At 68.1% G+C, this 14,041-nt stretch carries 12 protein-coding genes; 7 read left to right on the plus strand and 5 right to left on the minus strand.

Annotation, left to right across the window (positions count from 1 at the left end; genetic code table 11):
• Window positions 1-90: 90 nt before the first annotated feature.
• Window positions 91-858: an enoyl-CoA hydratase gene (locus U5809_RS23010; protein ID WP_176050311.1), complete on the plus strand. Its 768-nt coding sequence runs from the start codon at window positions 91-93 to the stop codon at window positions 856-858.
• A gap of 51 nt (window positions 859-909) precedes the next feature.
• Here the strand turns inward: U5809_RS23010 and fdhD are convergent, their stop codons facing one another.
• On the minus strand, window positions 910-1,764 hold the full coding sequence (fdhD, locus tag U5809_RS23015; RefSeq protein WP_322088249.1) for a formate dehydrogenase accessory sulfurtransferase FdhD: 855 nt from the start codon (window positions 1,762-1,764) through the stop codon (window positions 910-912).
• Window positions 1,765-1,878: 114 nt separating this feature from the next.
• Here fdhD and U5809_RS23020 point away from each other — a divergent pair, with 114 nt between their 5' ends.
• Window positions 1,879-2,361, plus strand: a complete 483-nt coding sequence (locus tag U5809_RS23020; RefSeq protein WP_059233234.1) for a nitrate reductase associated protein — start codon at window positions 1,879-1,881, stop codon at window positions 2,359-2,361.
• Window positions 2,362-2,397: 36 nt separating this feature from the next.
• Here the strand turns inward: U5809_RS23020 and U5809_RS23025 are convergent, their stop codons facing one another.
• Entirely contained in the window at window positions 2,398-2,793 is a 396-nt protein-coding gene (locus U5809_RS23025) for an acyl-CoA thioesterase (protein WP_282505945.1), read from the minus strand.
• 174 nt (window positions 2,794-2,967) lie between these two features.
• On the opposite strand from U5809_RS23025, the gene U5809_RS23030 reads away from it, so the two are divergent.
• Window positions 2,968-4,839, plus strand: a complete 1,872-nt coding sequence (locus U5809_RS23030) for an ABCB family ABC transporter ATP-binding protein/permease (protein WP_282505944.1) — start codon at window positions 2,968-2,970, stop codon at window positions 4,837-4,839.
• Between the two features lie 188 nt (window positions 4,840-5,027).
• Here the strand turns inward: U5809_RS23030 and murU are convergent, their stop codons facing one another.
• Both murU and U5809_RS23040 read right to left on the minus strand, forming a co-directional pair.
• A complete protein-coding gene (murU, locus tag U5809_RS23035) occupies window positions 5,028-5,747 on the minus strand; it encodes an N-acetylmuramate alpha-1-phosphate uridylyltransferase MurU (protein ID WP_322088250.1) in 720 nt (239 codons plus the stop codon).
• Window positions 5,748-5,779: 32 nt separating this feature from the next.
• Window positions 5,780-6,829 (minus strand): aminoglycoside phosphotransferase family protein, encoded by a 1,050-nt coding sequence (locus tag U5809_RS23040; protein ID WP_322088251.1) that lies wholly within the window; start codon window positions 6,827-6,829, stop codon window positions 5,780-5,782.
• A 223-nt stretch (window positions 6,830-7,052) separates the two neighbouring features.
• On the opposite strand from U5809_RS23040, the gene U5809_RS23045 reads away from it, so the two are divergent.
• The 4 genes from U5809_RS23045 to rsmA are packed head-to-tail and all read left to right on the plus strand — an operon-like array spanning window position 7,053 to window position 12,701.
• The gene (locus U5809_RS23045; RefSeq protein WP_322088252.1) at window positions 7,053-9,413 is read left to right on the plus strand and encodes an LPS-assembly protein LptD; all 2,361 of its coding nucleotides are present in this window, start codon (window positions 7,053-7,055) and stop codon (window positions 9,411-9,413) included.
• Window positions 9,414-9,464: 51 nt separating this feature from the next.
• Window positions 9,465-10,823, plus strand: a complete 1,359-nt coding sequence (locus U5809_RS23050) for a peptidylprolyl isomerase (protein WP_322088253.1) — start codon at window positions 9,465-9,467, stop codon at window positions 10,821-10,823.
• 11 nt (window positions 10,824-10,834) lie between these two features.
• The gene (gene pdxA / locus U5809_RS23055; protein WP_322088254.1) at window positions 10,835-11,824 is read left to right on the plus strand and encodes a 4-hydroxythreonine-4-phosphate dehydrogenase PdxA; all 990 of its coding nucleotides are present in this window, start codon (window positions 10,835-10,837) and stop codon (window positions 11,822-11,824) included.
• 49 nt (window positions 11,825-11,873) lie between these two features.
• A complete protein-coding gene (gene rsmA, locus U5809_RS23060) occupies window positions 11,874-12,701 on the plus strand; it encodes a 16S rRNA (adenine(1518)-N(6)/adenine(1519)-N(6))-dimethyltransferase RsmA (RefSeq protein ID WP_322088255.1) in 828 nt (275 codons plus the stop codon).
• A gap of 88 nt (window positions 12,702-12,789) precedes the next feature.
• Here rsmA and U5809_RS23065 read toward each other — a convergent pair whose 3' ends face one another.
• Complete coding sequence (locus U5809_RS23065) at window positions 12,790-13,725, minus strand: DMT family transporter (RefSeq protein WP_282505937.1); 936 nt, start codon at window positions 13,723-13,725, stop codon at window positions 12,790-12,792.
• Between the last annotated feature and the right edge of the window lie 316 nt (window positions 13,726-14,041).

Raw genomic sequence — 14,041 nt, forward strand, 5'->3', positions numbered from 1 at the left:
CGGGGCGCGACGCAAAGCGACGACGGTGCGCGGGCCACGAGCTCGCGCACCGTTTTTTCATTCCGATAGAGGAAAGTCAAGGAGACGGTTGTGGCCGAAATTCAAGTGGAACGCGCCGAAGGCGTGATGACGATCACGATCGCGCGCCCGGCGAAGAAGAATGCGCTGACGGCGGCGATGTACCAGACGATGGCCGATGCGCTCGCCGACGCGCAGGAAGACAAGGCGATTCGCGTGATCCTGCTGCGCGGCAGCGACGGCAATTTCACCGCGGGGAATGATCTCGAGGATTTCCTGAAAGCGCCGCCGAAGGACGACACCGCTCCGGTGTTCCAGTTCCTTGCGCGGATCAGCAGCGCGAGCAAGCCGATCGTGGCCGCGGTGCCGGGCCTGGCGATCGGCGTCGGCGTGACGATGCTGTTGCACTGCGATCTGGTGTACGCGGCCGACACCGCGACGTTCTCGCTGCCGTTCGCGCAGCTCGGGCTGTGTCCGGAAGCCGCGTCGAGCGTGCTGCTGCCGCGCCTGGCCGGCCATCAGGTCGCGGCCGAGAAGCTGCTGCTGGGCGAGGCATTCGACGCGCTGGAAGCGCACCGGATCGGCATCGTGAACCGCGTGCTGCCGGCTGCCGAGCTCGACGCATTCGCGGCGAAGCAGGCGGCGAAGCTCGCGGCGCTGCCGGCGGCATCGCTGCGCGTGACGAAGGCGCTGCTGAAGGATACGGGCGGCGTGGCGACGTCCGCGCGGATGGCCGAGGAGGCGGGCCACTTCGCCGCGATGCTGCGCGCGCCGGAAGCGCGCGAGGCGATGACGGCGTTCTTCGAGAAGCGCAAGCCGGATTTCCGTCAGTTCGACTGACGGAGCTGGGCGCGCCGGGGTCTGACCGCCGGCGCGATCCCGTGGTCGCAGTCAGGCCGTGCCGTAGTCGACGTGGCCGGTTTCGCGGCAGAAGCTGACGAGTCGCAAACCGGCCGCCTTCGCGATTTCGATCGCGAGCGACGACGGCGCGGAGATCGTCGCGACCATTGGAATGCCGACGCGGGCGGCCTTGCGCACGAGCTCGTAGCTCGCGCGGCTCGACAGGAACACGAAGCCGTCGGTCGCGTCGGCGCGCGCCAGCACGAGCGAGCCGATCAGCTTGTCGAGCGCGTTGTGGCGGCCGACATCCTCGAATGCCATCCGGATCGCGCCTGTTGCGTCGCACCACGCGGCCGCGTGCAGGCCGCCGGTCAGTTTCGTGAGCGCCTGGTGCGCGGGCAGCGCCTGCGCCGCATGCGTGAGCGCGTCGGGCGCGAGGCGCGCGAGAAAGCCCGTGTCGGGCACGCGTTCCGGGGCGAGATCGAGCAAATCGATGCTTTCGATCCCGCACACGCCGCAGCCCGTGCGCCCCGCGAGCGCGCGGCGCCGGTCCTTCAGCGCGGCGAACGCCTGCTGGACGACCTCCAGGTGCACTTCCGCATGCGGCAGCGGCGCATCGGCGTGCAGGATCACCTCGATATCCTTGATGTCGCTGCCGCGCGCGACGATCCCTTCGGAGATCGCGAAGCCGACCGCGAACGCTTCGAGGTCGCACGGCGTACACATCATCACCGCGTGCGAAATGCCGTTGAACACGAGCGCGACCGGCCATTCCTGGCCCACGTAGTCGTGCGCGGTTTCGACGACGCCGCCGCGCGTGCGGCGCACGGACAGTTCGATCGCGCCGCGCGGTTCGTCGCGCAGGTCGTCGCGCAGTCCATCGGATTGGGTCGGATTCACGAGCACTCCCGTTGATTCGAAGCACGGCCGGCGACAATCGCACCGCCGCCCGCGCGCAGAGGTTCTAAAATACCTCAGGCAGGCCGGCCGCGCCGGCATCCGCCACGTCAGGTAACGACCATGGGACTCAGCGACGCTCCGTTGCTCTTCAACTTCGAACACGATTCGTCGGAAAACTTCACGTACATCCCGATGATCGTGCGTTTCAATCTCGACCGCTTCGGTCTGCGGATTTCGCTCGAACAGTGGCAACTGCTGCCGCTCGAGGACCGCAAGCTGCTCGCGCGCTTTCCGGCCGACGACGACACCGCGATCGAGCCCAACTTCGATCATGCGTTGTTCGAAATGCTGCGCACGCACGCGGATCTGGAACCGTCATGGTTCCAGCCGGACGAGCAGCCGACCTGGCGCGCCGTCGACACGGTGCCGGAGACGCTCGTGCAGCAGAGTGCGCTGGCCGGGCTGACGGCGCCCGCGCTCGCGCAGTGGCAGCGGCTCGCGCCGTTCCAGCGCTACGTGCTGGTCAAGCTGTCGCGCAAGCCGAAGCTGAATCACGATTTCCTGCCCGCGATGCGGGAGTTCGGGCTGACGGCCACGCACTGACGCGACCGTGCGCCGCACGGTCGCGGCGCTCGCCGGTCAGAGCGGCGGCAGTTGCCGCGGCTTGCGGTCCGTGCCGGTCGCGACGTACGTGAGCGTCGCTTCGGTGACCTTCACGATTTCGCCCATCAGGCGCATGCGCTGCGCGTACACCTCGACGTCGACCGTGATCGACGTGTTGCCGGTGCGCGTGATGGTCGCGTAGAAGCTCAGCAGATCGCCGACGAATACCGGCTGCTTGAACACGAACGAGTTGACCGCGACCGTCGCGACGCGGCCGTTGGCGCGCTGGCTCGCGGGGATCGAGCCAGCGATGTCGACCTGCGACATGATCCAGCCGCCGAACACGTCGCCGTGGACGTTCGCGTCGTGCGGCTGCGGGACGACGCGCAGCGCGGGCTGCATCTGCGGGAGTTCGAGGGTCGAATCGGTCATGGCGGGGGCTTTCATCCTGTAATAAATGTGCCGCCGCGCGCAGGCTGGCCGGCGAGGCCGCCGGCAGCGGCGCGAAGCGGCTTCTGCGACAATACAACGTTCGCAAATTGTACGAGAAAGCGCGCGAGCCGGCCGTCGATACACGCGTCGGGCACCGCCACCGAGACTTCCCCCATGCGCCGATTTCCTGCTTCCGGCGAGCCCGCGCCGGCTTCGACCGGGCCCCGCAACGACTGGCAGACCATCCGGTCGCTGCTGCCGTACCTGACCACCTACAAATGGCGCGTCGCGCTCGCGCTCGCCTGCCTGATCGGCGCGAAGGTCGCGAACCTCGGCGTGCCGGTCGTGATGAAGCGCATCGTCGACCACCTGTCCTACGTGCAGCAGATCACCGCGCTCGGCCGCGCGGAGCAATCGGCCGGCATCGTGCTCGCGGGCGGCGTCGGGTTGCTGGTCGTCGCGTATGCGTTCGTGCGGTTGTCTACTTCACTGTTCACCGAGCTGCGCGAAATCCTGTTCTCGAAGGTCACCGAGAGCGCGGTGCGCCAGCTCGCGCTGCAGGTGTTCCGGCACCTGCACGGGCTGTCGCTGCGGTTCCATCTCGAACGCCAGACGGGCGGCATGTCGCGCGACATCGAGCGCGGCACGCGCGGTATCCAGCAGTTGATCTCGTATTCGCTGTACAGCATCCTGCCGACGCTCGTCGAGGTCGGGCTCGTGCTCGGCTTCTTCGTGGTCAAGTACGAGGCCTATTACGCGTACGTCACGTTCGCGGCGCTGGTCACGTACATCGTGTTCACCGTGAAGGTCACCAACTGGCGCACGCATTTCCGCCGCACGATGAACGAACTCGATTCGCGCGCGAATTCACGCGCGATCGATTCGCTGATCAACTATGAGACGGTGAAGTACTTCGGCAACGAGGAGTGGGAGGCGCAGCGCTACGACGAGAACCTGAAGCGCTACCGGAAGGCCGCGATCCGCTCGCAGAACTCGCTGTCGGTACTGAACTTCGGTCAGCAGGCAATCATCGGCACGGGGCTCGTGTTCATCCTGTGGCGCGCGACGCAGGGCGTGCTCGCGGGCAAGCTGACGCTCGGCGATCTCGTGCTGATCAACACGTTCATGCTGCAGCTCTACATTCCGCTGAATTTTCTCGGCGTCGTGTACCGCGAGCTGAAGCAGAGCCTCACCGACATGGACCGGATGTTCGGGCTGCTGTCGGCCGCGAAGGAAGTGGCCGACCGGCCCGATGCGCAGCCGCTCGCGGTGGCCGGCGCGCAGGTGCGCTTCGAGCACGTGAACTTCGCCTACGAGCCGGCGCGGCAGATCCTGCACGACGTGACGTTCACGATCGACGCGGGCACGACGACCGCGGTGGTCGGCCACAGCGGTTCAGGGAAATCGACGCTGTCGCGCCTGCTGTTCCGTTTCTACGATCTCGACCGCCAGGCGGGCGGCGCGATCCGGATCGACGGCCAGGACATCCGCGACGTCACGCAGGATTCGCTGCGCGCATCGATCGGGATCGTGCCGCAGGACACCGTGCTGTTCAACGACTCGATCTACTACAACATCGCGTACGGCCGGCCGACCGCGACGCGCGACGAGGTGGTCGCGGCCGCGCGTGCCGCGCACATCCACGATTTCATCGAAACCTTGCCGAAGGGCTATGACACGCCGGTCGGCGAGCGCGGGCTGAAGCTGTCGGGCGGCGAGAAGCAGCGCGTCGCGATCGCGCGCACGCTGCTGAAGGATCCGCCGGTGCTGCTGTTCGACGAGGCGACCTCGGCGCTCGATTCGCGCTCCGAGCGCGCGATCCAGCACGAGCTCGACCAGATCGCGCGGCATCGCACGACGCTCGTGATCGCGCATCGGCTGTCGACGGTCGTGCACGCGCAGCAGATCCTCGTGATGGACCACGGCCGGATCGTCGAGCGCGGCACGCACGACGAACTCGTGCGTGCGGACGGGTTGTATGCGCAGATGTGGGCGCTGCAGCAGCAGCGCGCGGCGGCCGGCGGGGAAGAGGCCGAGGCCGCGTAGGCACGGGCGCCGCGCGACGCGGTGCGCGGCGGGAACGGGCGGTGTGGTGCCGTCGCGGCACGGCGTGCCGTGCGAAGCGTCCGCGACATTTGATTCCGGATTGGTCCGCCGCCGGTCGGCCGCGCAGTCGTCGGCCTGCCAGGGGATCGGCGGCCGAACCGGCGAACCGGCGCGCGACTGCGAACCGATCAGCCCGCGGCGCGCAGCCGCGCGTCGAGCTCGCCGAGCTGCGCGGGCGTGCCGACGTTCTCCCAGAACCCTTCGTACAATTCGCCGCTCGCGCGGCCGGCTTCGATCGCCGCGCGGTAGTACGGCGTCAGCGCGCGCCGCGTGCCGGGCGCCAGATCGCGGAACATCCGCGTGTCGTACAGGCCGATGTTGCCGAACGTGACACGCGCGGCGCCGTCGAGCGCCAGCCGGCCATCGTCGCCGAGCGCGAAATCGCCGGTCGGGTGGAACGGCGGGTTCGGCACCATCACGAGGTGCATCGCCGGCGTGTCGAGCGCGGCCATCCGCGCGGCGCGCGGCGCGAGCGTCCGGTAGTCGAACGCGCAGTACACGTCGCCGCTGACGGCCGCGAACACGGCCGGCTGCCCGTCGCGCTCGAGCAGCGGCAGCGCCTGCGCGATGCCGCCCGCGGTCTCCAGCGCTTCGCCTTCGGCCGAATACGCGAGCCGCACGCCCCAGCGCGAACCGTCGCCGAGCGCGGCCTCGATCTGCTCGCCGAGCCACGCGTGGTTGATCACGATCGTTTCGATGCCCGCGCGCGCGAGCGCCTCGATCTGCCACACGATCAGCGGCTTGCCGCCGGCTTCGAGCAGCGGTTTCGGGCGGGTGTCGGTGAGCGGGCGCATCCGTTCGCCGCGCCCGGCGGCGAAGATCATCGCCGTGGTCAGGGGTGTGCTCATGTTCGGCCGGGTGTCAGGGCTCTATGGGGCAGTCAAAACGTATAGCCGACGTCGGCCGGCGCGTTGCCCTCGAGCTCGTCGAGCAGCTTGGCGAACGGCACGAGCGGGCGGTAGCGCAGCGCGACCTTGCGTGCATACGCGATGAAGCGCGGCAGATCGTTCAGGTAGTGCGGCTTGCCGTCGCGGTAATTGATGCGCGCGAACAGGCCGAGGATCTTGATATGGCGCTGCAGCCCCATCCATTCGAGCTGGCGGTAGAACTCGCCGAAATCGGGGTCGACCGGCAGGCCGGCCTTTTTCGCCTTTTCCCAGTAGTACGCGAAGCAGTCGAGCTCGAACTCCTCGTCCCAGCTGATGAACGCGTCGCGCACCAGCGACACGACGTCGTACGTCAGCGGCCCGTAGACGGCATCCTGGAAGTCGAGCACGCCCGGATTCGGCTCGCAGACCATCAGGTTGCGCGGCATGAAGTCGCGCAGCATGAAGCCCTGCGGCTGCGCGTGCGCGCTGGCGACGAGCAGCGCGAACGTGCGGTCGAGCGTGCCGCGCATGGCGTCGGTGACGGGCTTGCCGAGGTGGCGGCCGACGAACCATTCGGGCAGCAACTCCATTTCGCGGCGCAGGAACGCTTCGTCGAACGGCGGCAGCACGTCGGGCTTCGACGTGAGCTGGAAGCGGATCAGCGCGTCGAGCGCGTCGCGCATCAGCGGGCGCGCGGCGATCGGGTCGGCCGGGTCGAGCACCGAGATGTACGACGTGCGGCCGAGATCGGTCACGAGCATGAAGCCCGCGTCGAAATCGTGGGCCAGCACGTCCGGCACGTGGTCGCCGGCCGCGGCGAGCAGCTGTGCGACCTGGACGAATTCACGGCACTTCTCGGGCGGCGGCGCGTCGACGGCGATCAGCGTGCCGCCGGCGCTGGTGGCCGATGCGACACGGAAATAGCGGCGGAAACTGGCGTCCGACGACGCGGGCGCGAGGGTCGACAGGTCGAGGGCATAGCGCTCGGCGAGCGGTTGCAGCCACGCGGTCAGGGCGTCGAGGCGGGCGTCGGGCTGGGATGCGGCGGATGGGGGCGTCATGAAACTCGGGGGAGGGGGGAACGTCTTGCCATATAATACCCCACGACTTTTTTGACGCGCCCCGCGTCAGCTTCCGCCGTGCAGGCTCGCCGCCTGTCGCGCCGCCCGCCCGATCGCCTCCCCGGTTTGCGCTCCGCCGCAGTCGCGGTGCGACGGCGCGGCCCGCCGTGCGCGCATGTGCCGTGAAGGTGCGGTTGACAAGGGGCGATTCGCCAAACGATAGATGCCGCCCAAACCGCTATTCCCGAATGTTTTCCCCGGTGACGGGGCGCCGCGCAAACGGCGGCTCGCGCTCGCGCTCCTGGCCGTGCCCGGCCTTGTGCCGGCCGTGTCGTACGCGCAGCTGTCGGGCGCGGCCGCGCAGCCGCAGCCGCTCGACTCGCCGTGGGATCTGCGTCTCGCGCCCCAGCTCGAGGATCGTCCGCTGAAGGACGGCGCGAAGCCGGCCGCCTTCGTGATCGCCGACCACACGAGCGGCACGGCCGAGCAGGACCTCGCCGCCAAGGGTTCCGCCGAGCTGCGGCGCGGCGACGCCGTCGTGAAGGCCGATGCACTCCACTACGATCAGGATACCGACATGGCCGATGCGTACGGCCAGGTCAAGGTGGTCAATGGCGGTACGTCGTTCGCAGGCCCCGAGGCGCACCTGAAGATCGAGGCGAACCAGGGCTACATGACGGCGCCGAAGTACCACTTCAACATGACGGGCGGGTCGGGCAGCGCCGAGCGCGTCGACATGGTCGACAACGAGCGCTCGGTATTCGTCAACGGCACCTACACCGCGTGCCAGTGCTCGACGAACCCCGCGTGGTACATCAAGGGCAGCCGCTTCGACTTCGATACGGGCGCCGACGAAGGCACCGCGCGCAACGGCGTGCTGTTCTTCCAGGGCGTGCCGATCTTCGCGAGCCCGTGGATGACGTTCCCGCTGTCGGGCGAGCGGCGCAGCGGCCTGCTGCCGCCGACGTTCTCGATGAACTCGAGCAACGGCTTCGAGCTGACGCTGCCGTACTACTTCAACATCGCGCCGAACCGCGACCTGACGCTCACGCCGCGCATCATCTCGCGGCGCGGCGCGATGATGGAAGCGACTTTCCGCTACCTGTCGCCGTCGTATTCGGGCACGTTTACGGCCAATTACCTGCCGGATGACCGGCTCGCGCACCGCAACCGCTACGCGATCTACTGGCAGCACCAGCAGAACTTCGGCGGCGGCTTCGGCGGCTACGTCTACTTCAACAAGGTCTCGGACAACACGTATCCCGAAGACCTTGGGTCGATGAACCAGTTCATCAACGGGACGCAGACGCTGTACCAGCAGGAAGCGGGCCTCACGTACAACAACGGCCCGTGGTCGGTGCTCGCGCGCTACCAGCACTGGCAGACGCTGCCGCCGTCGATCGCGCCGTACAGCCGCGAGCCGCAGTTGAACGTGAAGTACACGAAGTACAACGTCGGCGGCTTCGACTTCGGCGCGGAAGCCGACTATTCGCGGTTCCGCATCACGACGGCCGATGCGACCGAAGGCGACCGGATCGTCTTCAACCCGTATATTGCGTACGGCGTGTACGGCCCCGGCTACTTCGTCGTGCCGAAGGTCCAGTACCACTTCGCGTCGTACGACCTGAACTACCTGTCGTCGACCACGCCGAACAGCCCGAAGCGCTTCACCGAGTCGATCCCGACCGTGAGCTTCGACACGGGCCTGATCTTCGATCGCTCGGTGCGCCTGTTCGGCCAGGACTTCATCCAGACCCTCGAGCCGCGCCTGTACTACGTGTACACGCCGTATCGCGACCAGTCGAACGCGCCGCTGTTCGACACCGCGGAATCGGACTTCGGCCTCGCGGAGATCTACCAGCCGAACACGTTCGTCGGCAACGACCGGATCGCGGACGCGAACCGGATCACGGCCGGCCTGACGTCGCGCTTCATCGATCCGCGCACCGGCGACGAACGCGCGCGCTTCGTGATCGCGCAGCAGTACTACTTCGCCGATCAGCGCGTCACGCTGAATTCCGGCCAGAGCGCCGTGCTGGCGCGCCACTCGGACCTGATCGTCGGCGCCGCGCTGAAGCTCGGCTCGGGCTTCATGTCGGAGACGGCGTTCCAGTACAACCAGAACAACAACCAGCTCGTGAAGTCGAGCGTCGGTTTCGGTTACAGCCCGGGCGAGCGCCGCGTGATCAACGTCGGCTACCGCTACACGCGATCGAACACCACGCTCGACAACCAGCCGATCAACCAGTTCCTGATATCCGCGCAGTGGCCGCTCACGCGCCGCCTGTATGCGATCGGCCGTTTCAACTACGACCTTGCCGGAGATCGCGTGGTCGACGGTCTGGTCGGCTTACAATACGACGCGGATTGCTGGGCGCTCGGGGTCGGGGTGCAGCGGGCTGCGAACGGCATCAATTCGTCGGGACAGCAGAATTCGTCGACGCGATTCATGATGCAACTGACGCTCAAGGGCCTGTCGACCGTCGACAACGGCCTTGTGTCCGCATTCCGCGCCGGGGTACCGGGCTACACGCCGCTGCCGCCGCCGCCGCCGCCGATGTCCCGCTTCAGCAACTACGAGTAACGCCGGCTTGTCTGCACCGGTCAGCACGATTTCAATGGAGTTTCAGTGGCAATGAAGAAAAACCTTCGTTTCGCGGCAGTCGTGTCCAGCCTCGCCGCGTCCGCCGCGCTGCTCGCCGCCGCGCCGGCCGCGGCGCAGGCGCTCGGTTCGCCAGGTGCGCAGCTCGCCGACGAAGTCGTCGCGGTCGTCAACAACGACGTGATCACGGGCCGCGAACTCGACCAGCGCGCCGGCCTGATCGCGCGCCGGCTGCAGCAGCAGAACGCGCCCGTGCCGCCGACCGACCAGCTGCGCGCACAGGTGCTGAACCAGATGGTGCTCGAGCGCATCCAGGTGCAGAAGGCGAAGGACGACGGGATCCGTATCGACGACGCGACCGTGCAGTCCACGCTGCAGCGTCTCGCGCAGGCGAACGGGATGACGCTCGAGCAGTACCGCGCGCGTCTCGAGGCGCAAGGCGTGCCCTGGAGCATCTTCACGAGCGATGCACGTACCGAGCTGATGCTGTCGAAGCTGCGCGAGCGCGAGGTCGACGGCAAGATCACCGTGTCGGACGCCGAAGTCGCGAACTACATCGCGAGCCAGCGCGGGCCGAACGCGTCGCAGCAGCAGGACCTGCGCTTCCAGCACATCTTCATCAAGGCGCCGACCAACGCGCCGCAGGCCGACATCGAGGCCGCGCAGAAGAAGGCCGACGCGCTGCTGCAGCAGGCGAAGTCGGGCGCCGATTTCGAGCGCCTCGCGAAGAACAACTCGGAAGCGAACGACGCGAAGAAGGGCGGCGATCTCGGTTTCAAGGCACCGAGCGCGCTGCCGGCCGACGTCGTCGACGCCGCATCGAAGCTGCGCCCGGGCCAGGTCAATCCGACGCTGATCCGCGTGCCGGACGGCTTCGAGATCGTGCGTCTCGTCGATCGCCGCCAGAGCCAGGGTGCGACCGCCGCCGCGCCGAAGATCGTCCAGACGCACGTGCGCCACATCCTGCTGCGCGTCGGTGAAGGCAAGTCGGAAGGCCAGGCGCGCCAGCAACTGGCCGACATCCGCAACCAGGTCGAGGCCGGTGGCGATTTCGCGAAGTTCGCGCGCACCTACTCGCAGGACGGGTCGGCGTCGCAGGGCGGCGATCTCGGCTGGATCAGCCCGGGCGAGACCGTGCCGGAATTCGAGCGCGCGATGAACAACCTGCAGGACGGCCAGATCAGCCAACCGATTCGTACCGAGTACGGCTATCACCTGATCCAGGTGCTGAACCGCCGCGAAGCGGAAGGGTCGGTGCAGCAGCAGATGGATATCGCCCGCCAGGCGATCGGCCAGCGCAAGGCCGAGCAGGCCTACGCCGACTGGCTGCGCGAGCTGCGCGATTCGTCGTACGTCCAGTACAAGATCGGCGGCGTCGCCCCGGCGAACTGAGCGAGCTTCGGATGACCACGCCCGCGCTGCAGATCGCGATCACGACCGGCGAACCCGCGGGGGTCGGCCCGGAGCTGACCGTGCAGGCGCTGCGTGACGCTGCGCAGCGCTGGCCCGACGCACAGTTCACCGTGCTCGGCGATGCGGCGCTGCTCGACGCGCGCGCCGCAGCCGTCGGCGTCGACCGCGCCGTGCTGGCCGGCGGTGCGCAGGTGTCGGTCGCGCACCACGCGCTGGCCGTCCCCGCGCGGGCGGGCACGCTGGACGCCGCGAACGGCCGCTACGTGCTCGGGCTGCTCGACACGGCGATCGACGGTGCGCTGGCCGGCCGGTACGACGCGATCGTGACCGCTCCGCTGCAGAAGAGCACGATCAACGATGCGGGCGTGCCGTTTACCGGCCATACCGAATACCTGGCAGAGCGTACGCACACGCCGCGTGTCGTGATGATGCTGGCGGGCACCGGCGACAAGCCGTTGCGCGTCGCGCTCGCGACGACGCACCTGCCGCTGAAGGATGTCTCCGCCGCGCTGACGATCGACGGTCTCGTCGAGACGCTCGCGATCATCGATCGCGACCTGCGGCGCGACTTCGGTCTCGTCGCGCCGCGCATCCTCGTGACGGGGCTGAACCCGCATGCGGGCGAGAACGGTTATCTCGGCCGCGAGGAAATCGACGTGATCTCGCCGGCGCTGGCCCGTGCGAACGCGCAGCGCATCGACGCGCGCGGCCCGTATCCGGCCGACACGCTGTTTCAGCCGCGCCATCTGGCCGACGCCGATTGCGTGCTCGCGATGTTCCATGACCAGGGCCTGCCCGTGCTGAAGTATGCGACGTTCGGCGAGGGCATCAACGTGACGCTCGGGCTGCCGATCATCCGTACGTCGGTCGATCATGGCACCGCGCTCGATCTGGCCGGCACGGGACGTGCCGATCCGGGCAGCATGATTGCCGCGCTCGATACGGCCGTCACGATGGCGCGCCATCGCCGCGCGGCCTGACGCGGTCCGGCTTTACCTCATTCGTCGTATTTTTCGTTTTACTCAGTCGATGTCGAACAGCAGACAGCACCAAGGCCACTTCGCGCGCAAGCGCTTCGGGCAGAACTTCCTCGTCGATCACGGCGTGATCGATTCGATCGTGTCGACGATCGGCCCCGCGCGCGGTCAGCGTATGGTCGAGATCGGCCCCGGGCTCGGCGCACTGACCGGGCCGCTGATCGAGCGTCTCTCGACGCCCGAGTCGCCGCTGCACGCGGTCGAACTCGACCGCGACCTGATCGGTCGCCTGCAGCAGCGCTTCGGTGCGCTGCTCGAACTGCACGCGGGCGACGCGCTCGCGTTCGACTTCCGTTCGCTCGCGGCGCCCGGCGACAAGCCGTCGCTGCGGATCGTCGGCAACCTGCCGTACAACATTTCCAGCCCGCTGCTGTTTCACCTGATGACGTTCGCCGATGCAGTCATCGACCAGCATTTCATGCTGCAGAACGAAGTCGTCGAACGGATGGTCGCGGAGCCGGGCACGAAGGCGTTTTCGCGGCTGTCGGTGATGCTGCAGTACCGCTACGTGATGGAAAAGATGCTCGACGTGCCGCCGGAATCGTTCCAGCCGCCGCCGAAGGTCGATTCGGCGATCGTCCGGATGATTCCGTACGAGCCGCACGAACTGCCGGACGTCGATCCCGTGCTGCTCGGCGAAATCGTCACCGCCGCGTTTTCGCAGCGCCGCAAGATGCTGCGCAACACGCTCGGCGACTATCGCGAGACGATCGATTTCGAAGGGCTCGGCTTCGATCTCGCGCGCCGTGCGGAGGACGTGAGCGTGGCTGAATACGTCGGCGTCGCGCAGGCGCTTGCGGCGGTGCGCAAGGCCGTTTGACGCGCACGGCGCAGGCCGGACCGGAGGTGTCGAAGAGGCTGCCCGACGGGGCGGCCTTTTTTATTGCGCGCGTGCCTTTCGTTGCACATCACACCCGCCTGCGCGGCGGCGCGTTGACGAGCGCGATGCCGGTCAGCACGAGCGCGGCCGCGGACATGAAGCGCCAGCCGACCGATTCGCCGAGCAGCAGCACGCCGAATGCGACGCCGAACAGCGGCGACAGGAACGTGAAGACCGACAGCCGCGACGCGCTGTAGCGTGTCAGCAGCCAGAACCACGACAGGTAGCTGACGAACGCGACGATCACCGACTGGTACGCGAGGCTTGCGACCGCGATCGGCGTCACGTGCGCGAACGACACCTGCCCGAACAGCGCGGCGAGTGCGACCAGCACGACCGCCGACACCGCGAGCTGGTAGAACAGCGTCTTGCTCGCGCTCGCCCGCGCGAGTGCCGTCGAGCGCACGACGACCGTCGTCGCGGCCCACATCGCGCCGCCGAGAATCCCGAGCGCGTCGCCGGCCAGCCCGGCCAGTACCGATGCGCCGGGCGCGCGAGGCTTCAGGAAGCCGTCCGCGAACGCGAGCGCGATGCCGGCGAACGCGAGACCGACGCCGGCCCATTGCGTGCGCTGCAACCGTTCGCCCGGTGCGAACAGGTGCAGCCCGAGTGCGGTGAAGCACGGCGCCGTGTACAGGAAGATCGCCATGTGCGACGCGCTCGTCAGCGTGAGCCCGAAGAACACGCAGATGAATTCGCCGGCAAACAGCGCGCCGGCCGCGAGGCCCGCACCGAACGTGCCGTCGGCCTGGAACAGCGGCGTGCCGCGCGTGCGGGCCCAGCCCCACAGCAGCCCTGCCGCGATCACCGAGCGCAGCCCGGCCTGGAACATCGGCGCGATCGCGGCATTCGTGCTCTTGATCGCGACCTGCTGGAAGCCCCAGATCGCGCACAGCAGCAACATCAGGCCGACGGCGCGCAGGTCGAGCGCGCGGCGCACGGGGGCGGCGGCGAGGGTGGTCATCGGCGCGCCTCGGCTGATCGGTACGGCGGCGGCAAGGTCGGGCGGGTGGCGCGTCCGGCGCGCTCGAATCGGCGGTTTCGCACGGCAGTGTGGCTTCAGGGAAGGGTAGGTGGTCGCGTTCGGGCGGTGAAGCGCATGCCCGTTTTTGGTGCGAGGTGGAAGGATGTTACCCGATCGGCGTGGTAGCCGGGCGAGCGGGATCGTGCCGTTTTCCGCCGTTGCGAGCGTGCTTGCGCGTATCGCGCCGATGCGCCGTATCGGCCGCCCCCGCTCCGGGCGCCCCGGCGAGTTTTGGCCGACTCTGGTAGAGTTCCCG

The organism is Burkholderia sp. BCC1999 (genome assembly GCF_905339975.1).
GTDB lineage: Bacteria > Pseudomonadota > Gammaproteobacteria > Burkholderiales > Burkholderiaceae > Burkholderia.